Here is a 22,622-nt window from a genome sequence, read left to right on the forward strand (position 1 = left end):
ACTGATCGCGCAATTCTCGCCGAACGTCAACGCTTGATCGCTTCGATAGCTTTCAGGACTCGCTTTTCGGAAATCGGTGTGGGTGTACCGAGGGACTGCGCAAACAGGCTCACGCGCAGTTCTTCGATCATCCAGCTGATCGAGTCGACATCTCGAGCAGTGCGACGCTCTTCGGGAAGTGAACTCAACAACCGGTCGTACGCTGCGTACACCCGGTCGAGGACGTCCATCGCCTGCTGATCTCGTTGTGCACTTGCGGGTAGAGCTTCGAGACGGAATTTTGCTGCGGCAAGATACCGCGGCAAATCGCGTAGGCGGGCCGAGCCCAATTCGGCGACAAATCCCGGAAACAGCAGTGAGGTCAACTGTTCTCGGACGTCGTCTGCTGCTTCGCCGCGGGAGCGGTCCAGAACGACGCTCAGTTGGTGTGCTTGTTCGAGGATCGGAACAATCATGCGCAGGATCGCGGAGACGCGTCCGGCCAGTTCGGAGCGTGCGATCTTCACCAGGGCGTCGAACGCCTCAGGCGTGCGTACCGGTCCGCCGTGGGCAGCTATCACTTCGTTGGCAGCTGCCACCCGGCAATCTTCGACGAGGGCCTCCAAGCCGCCGTCCGGATTCTGGCCGAGAGCCAGACGCTGAGTGTTCGACAAGCCGGCGGTCACGGCCTTGAGCTGGGTGGGAACGGCCGCGAGAAGAAGCGCCCGAGTGCCTTCCCGCATCGCCTGCGCCTGCGCAGCCGGCGTACTCAGGACACGAACGGCAACGCCGCCGTTTTCCGGCACCAGTGCTGGGTAGCCGGTTACCTGCTGTCCGCCGATGGAGCGAGTGATGGTCGGTTCCAGTGCGCCGAGCGTTTCGGATGTCCAGACGGTTGCCGCTGCCCGTTCCGTACCGGTTGCCGCCTTGGCCACTTCCTTCTGTACGCGCGGGGCGAGCGTGCGTCGTAGCTGCGCCAGATCCTTACCCTTCGCGAGAACCGTGCCCGATTCGTCCTCGACGACAAATGTCATCCGAAGATGGTCGGGCAGCGCGGCGGGATCGAAGTCCTTGGCGTCGATCTGGATCCCGCCCAAGTGCGAGAGTTCGCGGGCCATTGCGGTCATCAACGGCTCGGATCGAGGTTTGACTGCTGCCAATGCTGCGGCGGCGTAGTCAGGTGCGGGTACGACAGCGCGTCGGATGTTCTTGGGCAACGTCTTGATCAGAGCAGTAACCAGATCGACGCGCATACCGGGGACCAACCAGTCGAAGCCGACCGGCTGAAGTTGCGCGAGCAGGCCGACCGGGATGTGCGCGCTGACGCCGTCGTCGTCCTTTCCGGGCTCGAATTGGTAAGTGAGCGGAAACTGCATGTCGCCCTGGCGCCAGGCGTCCGGGTACTCGCCGCCCAGTACTGCAGCCGCGTCGGAGTTGACCACCGTTTCCGGCGTGAAAGTCAGCAGACTCGGATTCTTGCGCCGCTCGGTCTTCCACCACTGGTCGAAATGCTTGGCGGATACGGCTTCCTGGCCGATACGTTCGTCGTAGAACTCGTAGAGAGTTTCGTCGTCGACGAGGATGTCGCGGCGGCGCGCGCGGTTCTCGAGTTCCTCGACGTTGTCGAGCAGTGCACGGTTCTCGTGGAAGAACTTGTGGTTCGTCTGCCATTCGCCCTGCACGAGCGCATGGCGGATGAAGAGATCGCGAGAGGCCTCGGGATCGATTCGTGAGTACGTCACTGCGCGGCCGGTCACCAGAGGAACTCCGTAGAGAGTGACCCGCTCGTATGCCATCGCCGAGCCGCGCTTGGAGGACCAGTGAGGTTCGGAATAGGTCCGTTTCACCAGGTGCGGGGCGAGCTTTTCAGCCCACTCGGGTTCGATGCGCGCGGACATGCGAGCCCACAGTCTCGACGTTTCCACGAGTTCGGCGGCCATGACCCAGCGTGGTGGCTTCTTGAACAGTCCTGATCCGGGGAAGATCGCGAAGTGGCTGCCCCTGGCGCCCAGGTAGTCCCGCTTCTCGCCCTCGCGTAGCCCGATGTGTGAGAGCAAACCGGCGAGGAGTGACTGATGGATCGCGTTCTCGCTTGCGGGTGTCTCACCCACCGTCCAGCCGAGGCCGCGGGTGATCTGCCGGAGTTGCCCGTGCAAATCCTGCCATTCGCGGATGCGGAGCCAGTGCAGGAACTCGTTCCGGCACATCTTGCGAAACTGGTTGGAGGACAGATCGTTACGTTGTTCGCGTAAGTAGTCCCACAGTTTCAGGTATGCCAGGAAGTCGGAGTTCTCGACATTGAACCTGGCGTGCTTTTCGTCGGCGGCCTGCTGGAACTCGGCGGGCCGCTCGCGAACGTCCTGGATGGACAACGCCGCGACGATGACAAGGGTTTCGTGAAGGCAACCGTTGTTCTTGGCTTCCACCAGCATTCGTGCCATCCGCGGATCCACCGGAATCTGGGCCAGCTCGCGGCCGACCGGCGTCAGTTCGGGGTGGCTTGCCTCGGAACCTCGCGCGATGGCGCCGAGTTCTTCGAGCAGTCCGATTCCGTCCTTGACGGCGCGCTGGTCCGGCGGTTCGACGAAGGGGAAGGCAGCGATGTCGCCCAGACCGAGGGCCGTCATCTGCAAGATGACGGATGCGAGATTGGTCCGCAGGATTTCCGGCTCGGTGAACGCCGGCCGTGACTCGAAGTCCTCCTCGGAATACAGGCGGATGCAGATTCCTTCGGCGACGCGGCCGCAACGCCCGGAACGTTGACGAGCTGACGCCTGCGAAATGGGCTCGATCGGCAATCGTTGAACCTTGGTGCGCACCGAATATCGCGAAATGCGCGCGGTTCCCGGATCGACGACGTACCGAATGCCGGGAACGGTCAACGAGGTCTCGGCTACGTTGGTGGCAAGGACGACGCGTCGGCCGGTGTGCGGCGAGAACACTTTGTGTTGCTCGGCAGCAGACAGTCGCGCGTACAGCGGGACGATTTCGGTGTTGCGAAGACGCCGATCGCGTAAAGCGTCTGCGGTGTCGCGAATTTCGCGTTCGCCGGAGAGGAAGACCAAGATGTCGCCTTCGCCCTCCGCGCTCAGCTCGTCGACCGCCTCGCAGACCGCATCGACGGGATCGCGGTCGAAGGTGATGTCGCCGGACTCGACGGTCAGTGGCCGGTAACGCATTTCGACGGGGAATGTTCGCCCGGATACCTCGACGATCGGCGCGGGCTTACCGTCGACAGCGAAGTGCTTGGCGAAGCGTTCGGGATCGATGGTCGCCGACGTGATGATGACCTTGAGATCGGGTCGGCGGGGGAGCAGCTGAGCCAGGTAACCGAGGATGAAGTCGATGTTGAGGCTGCGTTCGTGCGCTTCGTCGATGATCAGCGTGTCGTAGCGTCGGAGCATACGGTCGCGCTGAATTTCGGCGAGGAGAATGCCGTCGGTCATGAGCTTGACGTAGGTGCGGTCCGAGACCTGGTCGGTGAACCGCACGGTGTATCCGACGGCGTCGCCGAGTTCGGTGTCGAGTTCTTCGGCGATACGTTCGGCAACGGTGCGTGCTGCCAGCCGGCGAGGCTGTGTATGTCCGATCAGGCCGCGGACGCCACGTCCGAGTTCGAGACAGATCTTCGGGATCTGAGTTGTCTTACCCGAGCCGGTCTCGCCGGCGACGATGACAACCTGATTCTCCGAGATCGCGGTCGCGATGTCGTCCTTGCGCTGACTGACGGGCAGAGCTTCCGGATACGAGACTGCGGGAACATTGGCGGATCGTGCCGCCAACCGTGTGCGCGCCGTTTCAATTTCCTCGGCCAGCGCCACCAAAGCGTCTGGTGTGCGGGCACGGTCGAGTTTGCGACGGAGTCGACTCTCGTCGCGGAGTGAGACCTGCGCCAGCGCGCTCTTCAGGTCACTCCGCTTGGGGGAGAGTGGGGCCGGTGGTGTTGTAGACATGCTGATGACAGCCTATCGAACGCGTTCACAACTACCGCTCGCAGATCGTTTTGATGTGCAAATATCGACCAGTGACGACAAATACCGCAAATGAGGCTGCTGCACCGGTCGCGTCGACGCCTGTTGCCGTGCGAGTACTTCGCTTGTTGTTCGCGATTTACGGACTCACGGCGCTGCTGTGGATTCCGATTCGAAACGCCGACGGATTCTCGTTGTCGAACTATCTGAGCTACTTCACCATCGAGAGCAACATCCTTGCGGTGATCGTATTGCTGGTCGGCGCCCTTCGGGATCCGCAGTCTCGGACATGGCAGTCGGTTCGCGGTGCGGTGACGCTCTACATGGTGATCACCGGAATCATCTACGCCGTTCTACTGGCGAATATCGACGTCAATTTGAACGACGCGTGGATCAACTCGGCGCTCCACCGCATTCTTCCGCTGGTGATGCTCCTCGACTGGGTGTTCTTCGCTTCGAGGCACAGGATCTCCGAAATCCGCTCGCTGCAGTGGCTGCTGTTTCCAGTGATCTACGCGGTGTACACGTTGATTCGAGGGCCGATCGTCGACTGGTATCCGTATCCGTTCATGGATCCTCGCCACCAGGGCTATGTGGCCCTGTTCATCGGATTTGTCGTACTGGGCATCGCGATGGCCCTGATGGCGTTGGCGGTCAATGCCGTCGGACGGCTGGGAGCCGGGCTACGCGGACGGAACGCTGCGAAGTCCTAGTGGATTGCCGGAGGCGAGCACCTGCTCGAGGCGGTCCACGTTCGGGTGCTTACCGGGGTTGGCCCGCGCGTCCTCGGTGTGTTCGGCAAAGATCGTCAGTCCTGCCGAGGCGGCTTCGGGTGTGAGCGCGCCGTAGACCTGAGCGAGATGGTTGTACACCTTGACCGAGCCGGACTTTCCGGGCTTGTTCTCGACGGTGTCGATGACGGTTCCGTCGGCGTCGAGTACCTCGATGGCGGCCAGATGATCGATGGTGGGCAGTGCGGCGAGATTGTCGGCAAAGGTCATGGTCGACAGATTACGTGTGTACCCGGAAATGCCGGTGCCCGGCGAGCGCCGTCGTCCGCCGATTCCCGGTGTCGATATAGTCGCAGCACATCGTTTGCACACCAGCATCGTTTGTATTCGAAGGGGACAATGATGGCTTCGGCATTGTGGCACGGGTTCGCGGACATGGGCGCTGTGGAGAAGAACGGCGCGTTTGTCGTCTCTCGCGGTGAGGGCGCGTACATCTGGGACCGCGAGGGCACTCGGTATCTGGATGCGACGGCGGGCCTGTGGTTCACCAATGTCGGGCACGGGCGCACGGAGATCGCGGATGCGGTGGCGGCTCAGTTGTCGAAGATCGCTCATTTCTCGAATTTCGGTGATTTTGTTCCCGAGACCACGCAGGTGTTGGCGGAGCGGTTGGCGACGATCGCGCCGGTTGCCGGGAGCAAGATCTTCTTCACTTCGGGTGGTTCGGATTCGGTGGACACTGCGGCGAAGCTCGCTCGCCGGTACTGGCACGAGGTGGGGCAGCCGGAGAAGGCGATCATCGTCGGTCGTCAGAAGGCGTACCACGGAATGCATGTTGCGGGAACGGCTCTGGCGGGTATTCCGGTGAACCGTGAGGGTTACGGCGAGCTGATGGCGGATGCGGCCACGGTCGGCTGGGATGATGCGAAGAGTCTGCTCGAGTTGATCGAGAGGATCGGTGCGAACAAGATCGCCGCGTTCTTCGCGGAGCCGATCATCGGTGCCGGTGGGGTGTATCTTCCGCCGGAGGGGTACCTGGCCGAGGTGCGCGACATCTGCCGCGAGCACGACATTCTGTTTGTCGTCGACGAGGTCGTGACCGGTTTCGGTCGTATCGGCGGCGAGTGGTTCGCGTCTACTCGTTTCGATTTGCAGCCCGACATGATGACCACGGCAAAGGGTTTGACGTCCGGTTACGTTCCGATGGGTGCGGTGTTCATCGCGCCGCGGGTGGCGGAGCCGTTCTATGCGGGTTCGTGGTGGCGTCATGGTTACACGTACGGCGGGCATGCCGGTGCTGCTGCGGCGGCGATGGCGAACCTCGACATTCTCGAGCGTGAGAATTTGCTTGGGGAGTCGAAGCGTCTGGAGGCGTCGTTGCATACGCATCTGCAGCCGTTGGCCGAGCATCCGCGGGTGGCGGAGGTTCGTAGTGGACTGGGTGCGGTCGCTGCGGTGCAGTTGGCTGATCCGGCGGAGGCGTTGCCGTTTGTGAAGACGTTGCGTGAGCACGGTATTTCGGGTCGCGCGGCGGGTCAGGGTGCGATGCAGATTTCGCCGACGTTCGTCATGACCGACGATCAGGTCGCGGAGATGGCAGCAGGGATCCTCGCAGCTCTCGGATGAGTTCAGTTGCGGCGCCGGAAGAGTTTCTCGATTCGGCGCCGCACAGCGTTGGGTGCAGGTTCGAGTTCCAGAACCTCTTGTTCCGACTGCTTGGCGTAGGCCTGGGTGTACCGCTCGTGCAGTACCGAGCGAATTTCGTCCGGAGAGTAGGCCCGACGCTGGCGTTCGCCGCGCGCAACGAGAACCCCGGTGGCGGCAACGCCCATTGCACCGGCGAGGCCGACCAGTTTCCAAACGTGCGAGGCGCGCAGAGGAGTAGGGAGTTTCATCCCTCTACGCTAGAGGCATGGACCGACGATTGCTTTCGCAGGTGAGTCTCGAGGAGGCCGCCGCGGCGACCCGCACGGGCGACATCTGGATCTTCCGCGGAGAGTCGACGGCGGACCGGGCCATCCAGACGCTGACCAACAGCCCGGTCAACCACGTCGGAATGTCGGTCGTGATCGACGACCTTCCGCCGCTGATGTGGCATGCGGAACTCGGTCACTCGCTGCAGGACATGTGGACCGGACGCTTCCAGCGTGGTGTCCAACTGCACGATCTGCGATCGGCGGTTCAGGTCTGGGGCGCCAAGTACGGGCAGCGTGGATGGTTGCGCCAGCTCGACCACGAAGTCACCCGGGAGCAGGAAGACGCTCTGCTCGAGACGATCGCACGGCTGGACGGTACGCCGTTCCCGTCGACGGCGAAGCTTGCCTCACGCTGGTTCGGAGGCCGAATCCCGAAGCTGCGCAAGAAGTCCGACGTGTCCGCAGTGGCCGTCGAGAGCGCCTATTGCGCCGAAGTGGTTGCCAAGACCTATGAGGCGATGGGTCTGCTTGTCGGTAACCGTCGTATCAACTGGTTCGATCCGGGCAAGTTCTGGAGTGGAGATCAGTTGCCCCTCGCGCCGGGAGTTGCGCTCGGTGACGAGATCTCGGTGTCACTCAGCGCACGTGACCTCGAGGCCGGACGCAATCCCGCCGGGTACTCACAAGGTTCGTGACGGCTCGGCGACGACGCGGCCGCCGACTTCGAGCCACCCTTCCGGAGAGAAGGTGGTGTGAAGCACCGATCCGCGTCCCTGGGTGATGAGCAGTGATTTCCTCAACCGGTCCGTGATGCGCAGCGCTGCAGATCCGGTCGCCTCGTCCTCGGCGATTCCCATCACCGGTGCGAACATGCGTGCGCGGATGGCAGCTTCGAGCTTGTCCTGCCATGCCCACAGATACGAATGATCCGCCTCGTAGTCGGACGGATCTGCGTCGATGACGTCGTCGACCGTGTCCATCGGATAGATCGCGAATTCCGGTGCCCATTCGGCACGCGCGCGTACCCACGTCAAAGCGCCGGATTGGCGGACGTCGACACTGCCGGCAGGAACGTCGAGGGCGCTCACGCGACGGCCCTGTTCGCCCAGCCACCACGTGGCACCGACGGTCGGGTGTCCGGCGAAGGGGAGTTCTGCTGCCGGAGTGAAGATCTGGACCCGCGCACGTGAGGCGCCGTCATCCGGAACGTCGATGAAGATGGTCTCGCTGTAGTCGAGTTCCTTCGCGACGGCTTGTCGATCCGATTCTGCAACCGTGGACGCGTCGACGATTCCCAACGGATTCCCGTGCTTGCCGTTCTCGTCCGTGAAGACCCGGACCACACTCACCTCGATACCCATCGGTCCACCCTAGCGCGCAAAAAGCCCTCCCCACCTTCACTGTGGGGAGGGCTCGTCGAACTGCACTCAGGTCCGAGTGATCAGACCTGTGCGGCAGAGAGGATCTCGTTGGCTTCGACAGCCTGTGCGACGCCCGCGACGATGGAACCGGCGCGGATCGCTTCGAAGATGACCTCGCGGTCGACACCTTCCTGGCGGAGGGTGTTCTCGTGAGCTTCGAGGCAGTGGTTGCAGCCGTTGATCGCGGACACTGCAAGCGACCACAATTCGAAGTCGGCCTTGTCGACGCCCGGGTTGCCGATGATGTTCATCCGCAGGCCGGCACGAAGGTCGTCGTACTTACCGTCGAGGTAGCCCTTGGTGCGGTAGAAGACGTTGTTCATGCCCATGATCGACGCTGCGCCGAGAGCGGCGTTGTACGCCTCTGCCGACAGGTTGTCGGCAGCCTCGGAAGCAATCTCCTTGAGCGTGGACGCAGACTTGGTGGCTGCGGCCGTTGCGAGGAGCGTTCCCCACAACTGCTGCTCGTTCAGGACCGTCGTGCGCGCAATGGAACTCAGGTTGAGCTTGAGGTCCTTCGCGTACTCGGGAAGCGAGTTCTTGAGGTTCTCGACGCTCATACTCAGACGCTCGCAGTCAGGAGCTCGCCGGCGTTGATGGTCGGGTCGCCCTTCTTCCAGTTGCATGCGCACAGCTCGTCGCTCTGGAGAGCGTCGAGGACGCGGAGAACCTCGTCGACGTTACGGCCGACGGAACCGGCTGTGACGGAGACGAACTGGATCTCGTTATTGGGGTCGACGATGAACGTCGCGCGGTCTGCAACGCCGTCGGCGTTGAGGACGCCGGTGGCCTCGGCAAGCTCACGCTTGAGGTCCGAGAGCATCGGGAAGGGGAGGGTCTTGAGCTCTTCGTGCTGTGCACGCCACTGGAAGTGCACGAACTCGTTGTCGACGGAAGCGCCGAGAACCTGAGCGTCACGGTCTGCGAACTCTTCGTTGAGCTTGCCGAATGCAGCAATCTCGGTGGGGCACACGAAGGTGAAGTCCTTGGGCCAGAAGAAGACGATGCGCCACTTGCCTGCGTAGTCGTCACTGGTGACGGTGGTGAAGTAGTCATCGGGCTGCTGGGCATCGACCTTGGACAGGTCGCCGCCGATGACAGCCGTGAGGTTGTAAGCGGGGAACTGGTCGCCGATTGTGAGCAGAGCCATGTGTCTCATTCTCCTACGTGTCTCGTGAACAGGAATTTCTTGCGCACACGATCCGGCTGTTCGGACTGTGACGGCCGAACGTGCTGGATCGAGAGGGTTTGTCACCGTCAGCGGGTCGGACGGTTTCGACTGGAGTGTCGAGGTTGTGACCGGCGCTTTTTGGTATGAGTCCATTCTGCATCAAACCGTTCAAAAGGTAAAGGTGATGGGTGGCACTACACTGATAGGCATGTCTGATCAGACTTATCAACCTTCCTTGTCACAGCTGCGTGCCTTTGTGTCGGTGGCCGAGTACCGGCACTTCGGTACTGCCGCAGCACGTTCCGGTGTGAGCCAACCCACACTGTCGCAGGCGCTGGCGGCTCTCGAGGCGGGACTAGGGGTCAAACTGATCGAACGTAGTACGCGGCGCGTGCTCGTGACCGCGGACGGACAGCGCTTGCTCGGTCAGGCGAAGCAAATCCTCGAGGCTGCCGACGGTTTCGTCGCGAGCGCGGCCGGCTCCGGCGACTCTCTGACCGGACCGCTACGCATCGGGTTGATCCCGACCGTTGCGCCGTACATTCTTCCGGGGTTGTTGCCGGAGCTGCGCGAGAAGCTACCGTCGTTGGCGCCGCAAATAGTCGAGGATCAAACGGCGCGCTTGCTTGATGCCCTGCGATCGGGAGCGCTCGACGTCGCGGTGTTGGCGCTTCCTGCCGGAACACCTGGCCTGGTGGAAGTTCCTGTGTACGAAGAGGATTTCGTGATGGTCGTGCCGAACGATCATTCCTTGGCCGGACGTGTCGATCTCACGGCGGACGTGCTCGACGCGCTGCCGTTGCTCTTGCTCGACGACGGCCACTGCCTGCGCGACCAGACGTTGGATCTGTGCCGTTCGGTAGACGCCCATCCGCTTGCCGGCGACACGCGGGCTACCTCTCTCGCGACAGTCGTGCAATGTGTGGCCGGGGGACTCGGGGTGACTTTGGTCCCGGAATCGGCTGTTGCCGTGGAGGTTCGACGCGGGGACTTGTCGACGGCGCATTTCGCCTCGCCGGCTCCAGGTCGCACGATCGGCGTCGTGTTCCGCTCGTCGAGTGGCCGAGCAGAAGGATTCCGTCAGCTGGCCGAGCTGGTCCGTTCGGTCAGCCCGACGGTTCCTCGATGACGTAACTCGTTCGACGTCGACGTGAAAGCTAGTCGAGAGAGCCTTCTTTCGCGGCAATGACGGCTCCGGGATTGAGAATTCCCAGCGGGTCGAGCGCATCCTTGACCTTGCGATTGAGGGCCATGACGTCTTCACCCAACTGTGACGGCAGCCAGTCGCGCTTGAGTCGACCGACCCCGTGTTCGCCGGTGATCGTGCCGCCGAGCGCGATGGCGAGATCCATCACCCGTCCGAATGCGATCTGTGCGCGTTCGGACATGTCCGGGTCTGCGGGGTCGAAGACGATGAGCGGGTGTGTGTTTCCGTCTCCGGCGTGCGCCACCGTGCAGATCAGGACGTCGAGGTCGTCGGCGATGGCTTCGACCCCGGTTACCAGCTGCGGGAGTGCGCGCATGGGAACGCCCACGTCTTCGAGAAGCAGACTTCCCATCGCGAGCACTGCCGGGAACACTGCCCGCCGTGCCGCCGCAAAAGCGTCACCTTCGGCCTGGTCATCGGTGGCGAATACTTCGGTGGCTCCGTTGTTTTCGCACGCCTGAACAATCGTCTCGATTTCCAGCACGCCTGCCGCGCCGGGTGCGTCGGACTGCGCGAGCAGCAGTGCGTGAGCCTTGCGGTTCAGACCCATGCGTACCGAATCCTCGACGGCATTGATGCTGGCATGATCCATGAACTCGAGCATCGCCGGACGCATGTTGCTGGTGATCGCCAAGACCGCGTCCGCAGCTTCTTGTACCGAGTCGAACGACGCGACGACGGTTGATGCGGGCGGCTGCGCGGGAATCAAACGCAACGTGATTTCCGTGATGATGCCGAGAGTTCCCTCACTGCCCACGAACAGTTTGGTGAGGGAGAGTCCGGCGACGTCCTTGAGAAGGGGACCTCCGAGGCTGACCGCTGTCCCGTCTGCCAGCACGACCCGGAGTCCGAGAACGTAGTCGGTGGTAACTCCGTACTTGACGCAGCAGAGTCCGCCGGCGTTGGTGGCTGCATTGCCGCCGATGGAACAGATCTCGAAGGACGACGGGTCAGGTGGGTACCAGAGTCCGTGCTCTGCGGCTGCTTTCTTGACCTCGGCATTCATCAAACCGGGCTGCGTAACCGCCACACGGGCGACCGGGTCGATCGTGATCTGTCGCATTCGCTCGGTGCTGACCACTATGCAACCGTCGACGGCGCTGGATCCACCGGAAAGGCCCGAGCCGGCACCTCGGGAACCACCGGTACGCGGTTGGCGGTTGCCCAGCGCATCACTGTTTGGATGTCTTCGGTGCACGTTGCGCGAACCACGGCAGCGGGATGGCCGGCGGTCGGGTCGGCGGCCCAGTCCTGGCGGTAGCCCGCGGTCACATCCGGATCCAGCAGGACGGCTCCCTCGGGGAGTGCCGCTACAAGTTCGTCCAAGGCGTACGAATTTTCGACCGTCATCACTCCATCATGCGTCCGGCAGCGCCGCTGAGGTCCTGACTTGGTCAGATTTGGGCGCGGCACCGTTGCCCTGGCCCCTACCGGGCCGCATCTTCTGGCCAGCCGGGGTAGTTGGGGAGGACGAGGGATGGGGCGAAGTCGGTGCTCATCCGGAGTCGATTCCCGTCGTGACGCGATTTGAACCAGTCAGAGCAAGTCTCCTGTTGCACACGGTCGCTGGTGGAGCTGGTGAATTTGTCGACGATCCAGCCGCCGAAGACGTCCCCTTCCGGTGCATTGCGGGGCCCTTCGAATCGAGGGTAGGGGGTAGCCGTAGAAGCGGTGTTGTGCATCCAGATCTCGTAACTACTGCTCGGGAGTCGCGACGAATCCGGTTTGCGGCCGTCGTAATCGGTATCGTAGGCGTCGGAGCAGGCGTAAGCGACGACGGTCGAATCGCCAGGGTATCCGGCGGGAATTGTTTGAATACTCAAGATCCGGTTGATGCTGGTACCTCGGTAGACGCGTGGTGGTGTGTCTGCGGGTTCTCCGTAGCGGCGATCGCTCGAGACCGTTCCATGAGTGTTCGCAGTGATTCTCGAGAACCCGTGGTAGGCGTCGCTGCGATCGCCACCACTGTCAACGATGTAGTCGGATTCTATGAATGCTCGGATTATGGTGGCCTCTTCGCTGAAGAGGTCGATGCCGGGGTCTGCGAGCCATTGGTTGTGATAGTCGGTCATGTAGCTCGGTAGTACATAGACGTTTGACGCGGCGGGCGTGGTTGTGGCGCTGACGTTTTCGGTTGAGTTGGGTGCCGCGCAACCCGCGATACATGATCCCATGCTGAATGCCAGTGCAAGAGCGGTTGCGGCGCGGTGGTTTCGCCTTGTAAACGCAGGAAATCTATCCGACATCGTCGAGTCCGTCTCTCATGTTGGTCATGAACGTATCGCGATTGAATCCCCGAAACGTCAAATAGTCCTGCAGCGTGCTGTCGAATTTGCCGTTTAGACCCAGGGTCTCCAGATCGACTGGTCTGAGGGATTCGCTCGGATCGCCATTGACTCGAAAACCGTTCAGTTGCTCGAAGTCTTTTCTTCCGTAGGCGTTGTCGAGTGCCTGAACCAATCGGTAGTCGAGAAGGGTCGTCGAAGCCGAACTCTGGTCTGTGAAGTTGAGTTGTGCCGGAGGAACTTCGACCGGGGAGCCCAGGACGTGATCTTTGAGTTCGACTCCCAGCATGCTGACTGCAACGCTGGTCGGTGGTCCGAAGCCTGGGATCATGGCGGCACCGCCGGAAATCAGCCAACCGAGTTCGTCGTATGTTTTCCCACGTCTGCTGATGATGTCCTGTTGCGCCGCCGCAGCGTCACCGGTTCGGTTGAAGGCTTCTTCCTCCAGAGCGCCGTCCATCAGTGCCTGGACGCGTCCCGCATATATTGCATATTGCGAAGAACCCGCGGCGATGTCTCCGCTATGCTGGTTTCGACGAAGGTCCCTTGGAGTTGGCCCGCGGCTCCGAGCATGTTCGCATTGAAACTTGCGGCTGCGTGGGGGTCGCTGTCGATGATCGCGATCACCGATTTTGCATTGGCGAATCTGTCGTCGTAGGCATCGAGATTTTCGAAACCGAGGGTACCGGTTTGATCGGGTTCCAATCCGACGAGATTCCCGATGTACGGGGTCACCGCGGAACCAATGGATTGCGTCAACGCGGGATTCACTTCTCCGATGGATCTGTTGTCCAGGCCGGCGATGTCGAGGTAGGCACCTTTGTTGTCGGCGAGATTGTGGGCGAGCGCAAGGGCAGAGGCGCCGGCCCGTTCGGCAACAGCTGGGTTGGAGTTGGTGGCGTCGGGTCCGATCCAATCGGTGAGGCCGCTGACGGCTCGTCCGTCATCGTTCCATTCGCGGGTGAACAGATTCACCACGTCGTCCTGATGAGCAGGGGTGGTGAGGAAGTCGGCGTTCGAAGGTATGTCCCGAGTGGCAACGTCGAGGGCTTTGGTGAGGCTGGAGTCGAGCTCATCGTTGCTGACGGGCTGGCCGTCGTCGTCGAAGACCAATCGCATCGGGGCGCTCGATGAAGTTTGCGATTGGAGAGGGGCGAGATCTGCGCTGCGATCGAGCAGTGCAGAACTCAGAGCGCTGCCGGATTGTGTCGCCGGGTCTGCATTTCGAAGTATGTCCGCGAGGGCATTCGAATCGTCGAAATGGTTGACGTTCACGGTGGTGGAGTACCCGCCGGGTTGGAGTTGCGAGCTGTACGCGGGGTCGCTGAAGATTCTGCGGACGTCTGGCGGAAGGTTGTCGAGGCTGCCCACGTTGCCGTTGCCGTTGCCGTCGGTGACGTTGGGATTGGAGACGGTGAACATGCCCGAGGCGAGGGCGCTGGGGATTCGCGCGTCGGCGGGGACATTCGCATCGGGGAAGTTGACCGTGCGGAATCCTTCGGCTCCTGCACCGATATTCTTCAGCTCGTCGAGGTTGGTATCGGCGTAGAACTCACGTAGGTAGGCGAGTTGTTCCGGGTCGACGACCACGGGCCCGCCGGCAGCAAGTTGCGCTTGTTGTTCCGGAGTGAAAGTCGTCGCGGCGATCAACCGTTGCTTGGCCGCCTCGCTCTCGGGTGTTGCGCCCGGGGACTGCGCGAGAATGTCGGAGTCGTGGGCTCCCTGACCATCGAACCGAACGTGATGTGAAGGGGTGGTCGACGCTGCATCGGGGATCCCGAAATCGGCCTTGCGGTCGATGAGCGAGGTGCCTGCGGCGATGATCTCCGTGAGGATTCTGGCGGCGCTCGCGTCAGTCTCGTCGACGTCCGTGAGTGCCGTGCCGATGCGCCACGAGTGATATTCGAGGCGGGCTTCTACCTCGCGCGGATCTGTGCTCGCCAGAGTTGCGGGCGTCGCGGTGACGGAACCGTCGTCAGAGACGGTGAAACCGTCGGCGCTCGCGTAGTCGACGCGGCTGACCAGTGTTTCGCGGGCGTACCGGAGGTTTGCCGATTGCGCTGCGACACAGCGCCCGGCGTCTCCGACTATCGCGACGGCGTCTCGCCCGAAGGCATGCTGCTGCGTTGCCGAATCCCACGCTGCGGTCGCCGCGCTGCCGCTCCAATCGCTGGTTGCGGTGTCCATGATTCGGTGCCCGATGTCGACGTTGCTGTCGAATACGTCATGTCCGCGGCCCAGGGAGCCGGCATAGTTGTCGAGGGCGTCCAGATCCCAGGATCGGATCTGCGAGATCGACAGTGTCATCGCACGTCTCCCGAATCCTCGATCCGTGCGCCGTTGGTGATGTCGACCCGGGCGAACTCTCGTGCGGAGTTTTCCAGTTTCGTGCGGGTAGCGGTGATCCCCGCTCCGATTGCGCGGCCGAGTTCGTCGACGGTGACGACGTTGTCGGCTATGGCTGCAGCGAACGCCGACCCGGCGGCTCCGGCCGATGCGGCGGTAGCGGCTTCCGAAGCCGAGAATCCACCGAGTTCCTCGGCAGGTGCCGTCAGCCCCTCCGCAGTACTTGCCAATTCGGCTGGATCAGCTGAAAAAGTATCCACACCCATGAACGAATCCCCCCGAATTCATCTGCGAGATCACAGTGAATCGAGGATAGAGCATGCCAGATGACCCGACCTCGAGGGGCGCGTCATCGTCCTCGCGGTCGAGGGGGTTGTGTGAAAGCCCTAACGGCCCTTCTGCTTTCCGGAGAACCGGCCACCCGAACTCTTGGTCCCGCCGGACTTGCCGCTACCCGATTTGCCACCGGCCTTGGCCTTACCGGAACCGGCGTTGCGTCCGGATATGTTCTTTGCGGTGCCGGCGCCCTTAGCTTTCTGCCCGTTCTTGGCAGCTTCTGCGCGACGCTCGCGGGCCGCGATCTTGGCCTTGACGGAGCCCTTGATCTTCTCCGCCGGCTCACCGTTTCGGCCGCGGGAACTCTGCGCCGTTCGGCCCCGCACGATGCCGATAAGTTCCTCGACCAGATCTGTGGTCTTGGACTCCATCCATGCCAAAGCCACAGGAGCCTCGGGCGCACCGTCCACCGGACGGAAGGTCAGGTCCTTGCGATGGTGGAACCGCGCCAGCGAATGGGGAACCACGACAACTCCGACGCCGGCGGCCACCAACTCGATGGCGTCGGCGATGGTCGCGGGTCGCTCGGCGGCGGTCTTTCCGGGACGGGTCGGCCAGTCGAGTCTGTCGTCGAGCGGATCGAGCACTATCTCGTCGGCCAGATCGTCGACGGAAATCTGATCGACAGTAGTGAACACGTGATCTTTCGGCACCACCACCACCGGGGTTTCCGCATACAGCGAGATGGCGCTGATGCCGGTCCGGTCGATCGGCAGGCGAACCAACCCTGCATCTGCTTCACCTGCGCGAAGTGCAGCTTCGAGTTCGAGAACCGGGAACTGAACAAGTTCCAGACGCACCTCGGGGAGCCGCTCGTGCCACACCCGGACCCACTTGGTGGGCGTCACCCCCGGGGCGTACGCGAGTCGAAAAATTGCCTGACTATCCGCGTCTGTCACCAGGCAAGGCTACCGCCTTGGTAAAAGCACCCGTATCGGCTGGTTACTCTTGTTGCATGACGTCGAACAAAACTCCCCAGACGATGAAGCCGACGACGGCTGCCAAGAAGCTGGGTGTGTACCTGGAAGCAACACCTGCGCAGTTCCAGGAAGGCGACGTGACTCGTGACGAGCTGACCGCTCTGCAGACCGATCCGCCGGAGTGGCTGCTGGAGCTGCGACGCACCGGACCGCACCCTCGCCCGGTCATCGCCGCCAAGCTGGGCGTATCGATCGCCGGCCTGGCCCGCGGCGGCGTCGAAGAAGCACTCACCACGGATCAGATCGCCGCACTCCTCGAAGAGAAGCCTGATTGGCTCGAAAAGGAACGCGCTGTTCAGGCCGACGTGCGGGCCGAAAACGTTCGCATCAAGGAAAAGCGCGCTGCGCGTCGTAACCAGCCGCGGAAGGCTCGAAGGGGCTGACGCCCCCCCTGTGCGCCTTTCCGGTAGCGATGACTACCGGAAAGGCGCACAGGCGCTAGCCTTCTACGACGCTCAGTTCGTCGAACACGATTTCACCCGCGGCATCCGATTCCGGGATGTCGACGACGGCAAGCAGCGCCCATCCGTGATCGCCCTCCGGATCCTCGAGCACCTGCCGCACCCGCCAGAACTCTCCGTCCTCAGTGACCTGGAAGAGCGCCGGACCGCGCGCCGACGGCCCGGTTCCGATGGTTGCGTACTCCTCGAAGTACGGCAGTAGTTGCTCTTCCCACTCGGCGGCCTCGATACCGTCCTCGAGGTTTTCCAGCTCGTTCCACTGTCGACGCGACGCGAGATCGATGCGTCGGAACATCGCATTGCGCACCATGACGCGGAATGCGCGCGGGTTCGCCGAGATGGGACGGGGAATGTCGGCGCCGAACGCAACCTCTTCCGTGTCTGCCTCGGCTCCGGGGTCGGTGAGTGACTCCCACTCGTCGAGCAGGCTCGAGTCGACCTGACGGATCAGCTCGCCCAACCACTCGATGATGTCTTCGAGTTCCTCGGTGCGCGCTTCGGTCGGGACGGTTTGCCTCAGCGCGCGGTAGGCGTCGGCGAGGTAGCGCAGGACGAGGCCCTCGGACCGGGTAAGTCCGTAATGGCTGATCAATTCGGCAAAGGTCATGGCGCGTTCGATCATGTCGCGCACCACGGACTTGGGGGAGAGGGCGAACTCGGTGATCCACGGGTGGCCACCCCGGTACATTTCGAAAGCCGGGAACAGCAAGTCCGACAACGGTTTCGGCCAGGTGACCTCTTCGAGAAGCTCCATGCGCTCCTCGTACTCGATGCCGTCCGCCTTCATCTGCGCCACCGCTTCGCCGCGTGCGAAGTGCTGCTGCGCCATCAGAACCTGACGCGGATCGTCGAGCGTCGACTCGATGATCGAGACGACATCGAGTGCGTAACTGTCGGATTCGACGTCGAGAAGTTCGAATGCCGCCAAGGCGAACGGTGAGAGTGGCTGGTTCAAGGCGAAGTCGCGTTGCAGGTCCATCGTCAACCGAGCCATGCGGCCGTACTCGTCGGGTTCGTCGAGGCGTTCCACGATGCCGGCGCTGAGCAATCCGCGATACAGCGAGATCGCTTTGAGGATGTGCTTACGTTGCGCCGGACGCGATTCGTGGTTGTCCTCCAACAGATGCCGCATCGCGTCGAAGCAGTTGCCCGGGCGGGCAATGACATTGAGCAGCATCGAGTTGCTGACCGAGAATCGCGATACCAACGGTTCGGGCGATGCCGCGACCAAGCGGTCGAACGTCGCTTCGCTCCAGGACACAAACCCCTCGGGAGCCTTCTTGCGTTGAATCTTCTTGATCTTCTTCGGATCGTCGCCGGCCTTGGCGACTGCCCGCAGATTCTCCACTTCGTGTTCCGGTGCCTGGACGACAACGGTGCCCATCGTGTCGTAGCCTGCACGACCCGCGCGGCCGGCGATCTGATGGAACTCGCGGGCCTTCAGATGCCGTGTGCGGACGCCGTCGTACTTGGCGAGACCGGTCAGCAGCACTGTGCGGATCGGGACGTTGATTCCGACGCCCAGAGTGTCGGTACCGCAGATCACCTTGAGAAGTCCGTCCTGCGCGAGAACTTCGATGAGCCGTCGGTACTTGGGCAACATGCCAGCATGGTGAACGCCGATGCCGTGCCGGACCAGGCGCGAGAGTGTCTTTCCGAACCCCGTGGTGAAGCGGAAACCGCCCAGCGCTTCGGCGATCGCTTCCTTCTCTGCCTTGGAACAGAAGTTGACGCTCGTCAGTGCCTGGGCGCGCTCGAGCGCGGCCGCCTGCGTGAAATGCACGATGTAGACGGGGGACTGGTTGGTGGTCACCAGATCTTCGATGGTTTCGCCGACCGGCGTGGTCGCGTACGAGAACATCAAAGGCACAGGGCGTTCCGTGCCGGAGACGACGGTGGTCGGCTTCCCGGTGCGACGCGTCAGATCCTCGGAGAAGAAGTCGACCTCACCGAGAGTTGCCGACATCAAGAGGAACTGCGCGTGCGGCAACTCTATGAGCGGAACCTGCCACGCCCAACCTCGATCGGGTTCGGAGTAGAAATGGAACTCGTCCATCACGACCTGGCCGATATCGGAGTTCGGGCCCTCTCGCAGTGCGAGATTCGCGACGATCTCTGCCGTCGCACAAATGATCGGCGCCGACGAGTTCACGGCGGCGTCGCCGGTCATCATGCCGACGTTCTCGGCACCGAAGACCTCACACAGCGCAAAGAACTTCTCGCTCACCAAGGCCTTGATCGGCGCTGTGTAGTAGGTGCGCTTGCCGAGCGACATCGCATAGAAATGCGCGCCGATCGCTACCATCGATTTGCCGGACCCGGTCGGCGTCGCAAGGATCACGTTTGCACCCGAGACCAACTCCATGACGGCCTCTTCCTGGGCAGGATAGAGCGTCAAACCTCGTTCGAGGGTCCACGAAGAGAAGGCGTCGAAAACGGAATCAGGATCCGCGTTGTCGGGGAGAAGTTCCGTCAGCAGCACTCGTACAGGCTAGCCGCAACCGCGGATCAGGTTGCGCTTCGCTCGTCCGAGCCCATGGCGTCGAGCACTGCCATGCGGGTGGACGACGTTCCGGTGATGGTGTTCTCGCCGACGCCGGAGATCAGCATGTGACGCCAGCGGGCCTCGTCGAAGACGAGTGGTGCGGTGCTGGAAAGAAAATCTTCGACGATCTGCAGGAAACGCATCGGATCGTCGCGGAACGGGAAGTGGCCCGAGCCGCGGAAGATTTCGAGACGTGAGTTCGGCATCGCCGCGTGCGCGAGGTGAGCGTGGGAGACGGGAATGACGGAGTCGTCGTCGCCCCAGATCAGTTGAACCGGCAGATTCTCGGTCAGATAACAGCGGTCGAGCATCGTGACGACCTGTCCGCGCCAGTCCACGACTGCCCGCAGCGTACGAAGGTAAGCCTCGTAGGCAGTGGGGTCGGGGAGATCAGCGAGCACTCGAATCAGGTCTGGCGTGTCGTGCAGCATGGTGCCGGGGCGCAGATTCGAACCGTGGACGACACCGGCAAGGTTTCCGGCCATCCGGACGAGCGGCATCGCGCCAGGTATCCGGAGCAGTTTGACGACCTCGTTGACCACAGGAACGGACATGAGCCGCAGCAGCGGGTGGACGTCCTTGGTGACGCCACCGGCTGAGACCAGCACGAGGCGATCGACCATGTGAGGGAACTGATACGAGAACTGCATCGCGACGCCGCCGCCGAGCGAATGCCCGATGACGGTGACGTGCTCGATGCCGAGCGTCGACAGAAGATCACGCATGCCGTTGGCATACGCGGCTACCGAGTAATCTGCGCGCGGCTTGTCGGAGCGGCCGTGACCCAACAGGTCAGGTGCGATGACGGTGTACTTCTTGGCGAGGTGGGGAATGATCTCGGTCCACGTCGACGAGTTGTCGCCGATTCCGTGCAGGAGCAGTACTGCCGGACCCTCGCCGGCTATCCGAAATGCGCGTCGGTAGCCGTGAATCGTCCGGAACATCATCCGCGGTTCCTCGTCGGGGACCGGTCGGAGCTGACGGTTCCGTGGTCTGCTCATGTCGCCTCCTGGCTCGGCGTGTGACCACGTTGACTGTCTGCTCCAGTTGTTGAGCCGTCAACGAAAATCACACAGAGTTTGAGGCTATCCGACGGATGTGTCCTGAACAACAGCCCAGGTAACGGAGGGGTTGCGGAATGCGCACAATGTCGAATTATGCGCCCCGCCCGTCACATTTTCGTCAGTTGTCGCCTCGATCGAGGTCTCCAGCTGAGCCGAAGTCGTCATTTCCTGCCTGTTCGGCCAGGAACTTTTCGAACTCTGCGCCGATCTCGTCACCGCTGGGAAGGTCGGCCTCGCCGGCCAGAAGGGACGACTGTTGTTCCTGAGCGGCGACAAAAGTGTCGTATTGACGCTCCAAAGCGTGGACTACAGTCTGAACTTCTTCGTTCCCGGCTATGTGCTCGTTAACCTGTTCCCGAACGCGCGCCGCGGCCTCACCCAGTGCAACCAAGGGCAATTCCAGATCCGAAACCTCGGAAACGTTTTCGAGCAAAGTCTCTGCGGCGCCCGGGTAGTCCGTTTGCGCGAGGTAGTGGGGGACATGCACCGAAAAGCCCATCGCCTCGTGCCCGTGCTGAGACATACGAAGCTCGAGGAGTGACGATGCGCTGCCGGGAACCTGCAGTTCACCTGACCAACGCTGATGGTCCTGGATCAGGTCCTTGTTGGTCGAATGTGCTGTCACACCCAGCGGTCGGGTGTGCGGGATTGCCATCGGAATCGCGTTGAGCCCGATGGTTCGACGCACTCCCAGCTGTTCGGACAACAGACGAACGGCTGTGGTGAACCGCTCCCACTTGAGGTCCGGTTCCATCCCTGCGAGCAGCAGGAACGGCGTGCCGGCCGTATCGCGCAGTGCGTACAGATTGAGCGCCGGAGCGTCGTAATCGGAGAAATGATCGGCCTTGAACGTCATCGTTGGTCGACGTGAGCGGTAGTCGATCAGCTCGTCGACAGCAAACGACGCGACAAGCTCGGTTTCCAGGCTTTCGCGCAGATGCGTCGTCGCCAACTTCACGGCGTGACCGGCGTCGGAGTAACCCTCGAGTCCGTGAATCAGGATCGGTCCCTGGCCGTCGGCAGCCGCCAACTGGGGCGCCGGAAATTCCAGCTCGTACATCCTCGACTGTTCGTCCATCGCAGTCCCCTTCGCTCTTCGGTCTTGATCTCAAGTGTCCACTATCGGCGCACGCTCGACAGCATCGGAGTCAGGTGCCCGACAGCACTGGATCAGACGTTCATCGGTAAGAACACCGAGTCGGTGACCGATCATTCCCGATCCGACGAGACGGACGTTCGCCGAGAGCGAAGCCGAGCGGTATCTTTCGACACTTGGCCTGGGCGTTCGCTAGATGTCGGGTGCGCGGCTTCGGACATGGCAGAGTGGAAGACAAGGTCGGCACGGCCGATTTGTCCGAAATGCATTGGTCGATTGTCGGGATCGGTCGAGGTCGAGTGCGGAGGCTTACATGCGGGTGTGTCCACGATCGTCCAGGCGAGTGGCCGCATGCTCCCTTGCTGCGGTGGCCGCCGTTGCACTACTCGCGGGCTGCTCCGGGTCGGTCCAAGGTGCACCCGTTCCGGACTCCGCGCCGGCGACTGCCGGTGCGACCGACAGCGGCTCAGCGGCACCGAGTACGACGGCTGCACCCAAATCCTCGACGCCGAAATCCACCTCTCCGAAAACGGCGGCACCGTTGTCCGAACTGCTGCTGACTCCCGAGGAATTTCCCGAGCCCTTCGGCGCCGTTGTGCTGCCCCCGCAGGCCGTTCCGATGGCAGCGCCGGATCTAGTCGGCGTCCCACGCGGTGCCACCGTCGATCCATCCGAATGTGAGCCACCGGAACAGGATTACGGTCCGAACGGGACCGTGATGGCGGTCGGGACCGACAATGCGACGAGGGCAACGATTTCGGTCGAACTCACGAAGGTCGACGCACCACTGGACGAGTTGGAAGCGCAAACTCGCCAGTGCCCGTCCATGACTGTCACTGCGAACGGCGTCACCACTACAGTGACGACGGAAATTCTTCCGCCGTCGCCGATCGATGCCGACAAGACGATGTCACTTCGCCGCACCGTCGTGTCCCCCAAAGCCGCAGCCGGCGATCAGACGATGCTGACATTGATCGCGCAGGTCGGCGACGTACGGGTAGCAACAACACTGATGACGTTCGGTTCTGCGACGCCCTCGACGGCACCTCTGGATCAAGCGTTCACCGCAGCCGTACAGAAGGTCAAAGCAGGCAAGTGATTTCGCAGCACACG

Annotated in this window: 20 protein-coding genes and 1 pseudogene; 6 read left to right on the forward strand and 15 right to left on the reverse strand. The window is 62.3% G+C overall.

Annotated elements, in window-relative coordinates:
• Positions 1–26: 26 nt before the first annotated feature.
• Positions 27–3,932, reverse strand: coding sequence for an ATP-dependent RNA helicase HrpA (gene hrpA, locus RA302_RS13240; protein ID WP_047889277.1), 3,906 nt, complete (start codon positions 3,930–3,932; stop codon positions 27–29).
• A gap of 53 nt (positions 3,933–3,985) precedes the next feature.
• Here hrpA and RA302_RS13245 point away from each other — a divergent pair, with 53 nt between their 5' ends.
• On the forward strand, positions 3,986–4,663 hold the full coding sequence (locus tag RA302_RS13245) for a Pr6Pr family membrane protein (RefSeq protein ID WP_243617218.1): 678 nt from the start codon (positions 3,986–3,988) through the stop codon (positions 4,661–4,663).
• On the opposite strand, the gene RA302_RS13250 is transcribed toward RA302_RS13245, so the two are convergent.
• Complete coding sequence (locus RA302_RS13250) at positions 4,634–4,951, reverse strand: DUF2322 family protein (RefSeq protein WP_020907542.1); 318 nt, start codon at positions 4,949–4,951, stop codon at positions 4,634–4,636. The genes RA302_RS13245 and RA302_RS13250 overlap by 30 nt on opposite strands.
• Positions 4,952–5,083: 132 nt before the next feature.
• Here RA302_RS13250 and RA302_RS13255 point away from each other — a divergent pair, with 132 nt between their 5' ends.
• A complete protein-coding gene (locus tag RA302_RS13255) occupies positions 5,084–6,307 on the forward strand; it encodes an aminotransferase class III-fold pyridoxal phosphate-dependent enzyme (RefSeq protein ID WP_020907543.1) in 1,224 nt (407 codons plus the stop codon).
• Between the two features lie 2 nt (positions 6,308–6,309).
• On the opposite strand, the gene RA302_RS13260 is transcribed toward RA302_RS13255, so the two are convergent.
• Positions 6,310–6,576: a hypothetical protein gene (locus RA302_RS13260; RefSeq protein ID WP_007732799.1), complete on the reverse strand. Its 267-nt coding sequence runs from the start codon at positions 6,574–6,576 to the stop codon at positions 6,310–6,312.
• Between the two features lie 17 nt (positions 6,577–6,593).
• On the opposite strand from RA302_RS13260, the gene RA302_RS13265 reads away from it, so the two are divergent.
• Complete coding sequence (locus RA302_RS13265; protein ID WP_243617219.1) at positions 6,594–7,292, forward strand: hypothetical protein; 699 nt, start codon at positions 6,594–6,596, stop codon at positions 7,290–7,292.
• On the opposite strand, the gene RA302_RS13270 is transcribed toward RA302_RS13265, so the two are convergent.
• The 3 genes from RA302_RS13270 to RA302_RS13280 all read right to left on the reverse strand — a co-directional run bounded on the left by RA302_RS13270 (position 7,278) and on the right by RA302_RS13280 (position 9,168).
• Positions 7,278–7,958 carry a PhzF family phenazine biosynthesis protein gene (locus tag RA302_RS13270; protein WP_003942237.1) on the reverse strand — a complete coding sequence of 227 codons (681 nt, stop codon included), beginning with the start codon at positions 7,956–7,958 and terminating at the stop codon, positions 7,278–7,280. The genes RA302_RS13265 and RA302_RS13270 overlap by 15 nt on opposite strands.
• Before the next feature lie 80 nt (positions 7,959–8,038).
• Complete coding sequence (locus RA302_RS13275; protein WP_003942122.1) at positions 8,039–8,578, reverse strand: carboxymuconolactone decarboxylase family protein; 540 nt, start codon at positions 8,576–8,578, stop codon at positions 8,039–8,041.
• Positions 8,579–8,580: 2 nt separating this feature from the next.
• Positions 8,581–9,168, reverse strand: coding sequence for a peroxiredoxin (locus RA302_RS13280; RefSeq protein WP_003942119.1), 588 nt, complete (start codon positions 9,166–9,168; stop codon positions 8,581–8,583).
• A gap of 229 nt (positions 9,169–9,397) precedes the next feature.
• On the opposite strand from RA302_RS13280, the gene RA302_RS13285 reads away from it, so the two are divergent.
• Entirely contained in the window at positions 9,398–10,318 is a 921-nt protein-coding gene (locus RA302_RS13285) for a hydrogen peroxide-inducible genes activator (RefSeq protein WP_020907545.1), read from the forward strand.
• 28 nt (positions 10,319–10,346) lie between these two features.
• Here the strand turns inward: RA302_RS13285 and RA302_RS13290 are convergent.
• From RA302_RS13290 to RA302_RS13315, 6 genes and pseudogenes are all read right to left on the reverse strand, one after another.
• A pseudogene (locus RA302_RS13290) lies at positions 10,347–11,746 on the reverse strand (FAD-linked oxidase C-terminal domain-containing protein).
• A gap of 77 nt (positions 11,747–11,823) precedes the next feature.
• A complete protein-coding gene (locus RA302_RS13295) occupies positions 11,824–12,468 on the reverse strand; it encodes a hypothetical protein (RefSeq protein WP_338481048.1) in 645 nt (214 codons plus the stop codon).
• Positions 12,469–12,631: 163 nt separating this feature from the next.
• The gene (locus RA302_RS13300; RefSeq protein ID WP_243617221.1) at positions 12,632–13,141 is read right to left on the reverse strand and encodes a hypothetical protein; all 510 of its coding nucleotides are present in this window, start codon (positions 13,139–13,141) and stop codon (positions 12,632–12,634) included.
• The gene (locus tag RA302_RS13305; RefSeq protein ID WP_243617222.1) at positions 13,141–14,988 is read right to left on the reverse strand and encodes a hypothetical protein; all 1,848 of its coding nucleotides are present in this window, start codon (positions 14,986–14,988) and stop codon (positions 13,141–13,143) included. The genes RA302_RS13300 and RA302_RS13305 overlap by 1 nt, the downstream gene beginning before the upstream one ends.
• Entirely contained in the window at positions 14,985–15,293 is a 309-nt protein-coding gene (locus tag RA302_RS13310) for a type VII secretion target (protein WP_019748226.1), read from the reverse strand. Before RA302_RS13310 ends, RA302_RS13305 begins: the two co-directional genes overlap by 4 nt.
• A 120-nt stretch (positions 15,294–15,413) precedes the next feature.
• Positions 15,414–16,262 (reverse strand): LysR substrate-binding domain-containing protein, encoded by an 849-nt coding sequence (locus tag RA302_RS13315; RefSeq protein WP_003942255.1) that lies wholly within the window; start codon positions 16,260–16,262, stop codon positions 15,414–15,416.
• Positions 16,263–16,318: 56 nt separating this feature from the next.
• Between RA302_RS13315 and RA302_RS13320 the strand changes: the two genes are divergently transcribed.
• Entirely contained in the window at positions 16,319–16,726 is a 408-nt protein-coding gene (locus tag RA302_RS13320) for a DUF5997 family protein (RefSeq protein ID WP_019748228.1), read from the forward strand.
• A gap of 55 nt (positions 16,727–16,781) precedes the next feature.
• On the opposite strand, the gene RA302_RS13325 is transcribed toward RA302_RS13320, so the two are convergent.
• From RA302_RS13325 to RA302_RS13335, 3 genes are all read right to left on the reverse strand, one after another.
• Entirely contained in the window at positions 16,782–19,286 is a 2,505-nt protein-coding gene (locus RA302_RS13325; RefSeq protein WP_020907550.1) for a DEAD/DEAH box helicase, read from the reverse strand.
• A gap of 26 nt (positions 19,287–19,312) precedes the next feature.
• The gene (locus tag RA302_RS13330; protein ID WP_019748230.1) at positions 19,313–20,350 is read right to left on the reverse strand and encodes an alpha/beta hydrolase; all 1,038 of its coding nucleotides are present in this window, start codon (positions 20,348–20,350) and stop codon (positions 19,313–19,315) included.
• 181 nt (positions 20,351–20,531) lie between these two features.
• A complete protein-coding gene (locus RA302_RS13335) occupies positions 20,532–21,491 on the reverse strand; it encodes a PAC2 family protein (protein ID WP_003942198.1) in 960 nt (319 codons plus the stop codon).
• 361 nt (positions 21,492–21,852) lie between these two features.
• Here RA302_RS13335 and RA302_RS13340 point away from each other — a divergent pair, with 361 nt between their 5' ends.
• Entirely contained in the window at positions 21,853–22,608 is a 756-nt protein-coding gene (locus tag RA302_RS13340; protein ID WP_041814972.1) for a sensor domain-containing protein, read from the forward strand.
• Positions 22,609–22,622: the final 14 nt, after the last annotated feature.

The sequence above is a fragment of the Rhodococcus sp. DN22 genome (genome assembly GCF_036669995.1).
Classification (GTDB): domain Bacteria; phylum Actinomycetota; class Actinomycetes; order Mycobacteriales; family Mycobacteriaceae; genus Rhodococcus_F; species Rhodococcus_F erythropolis.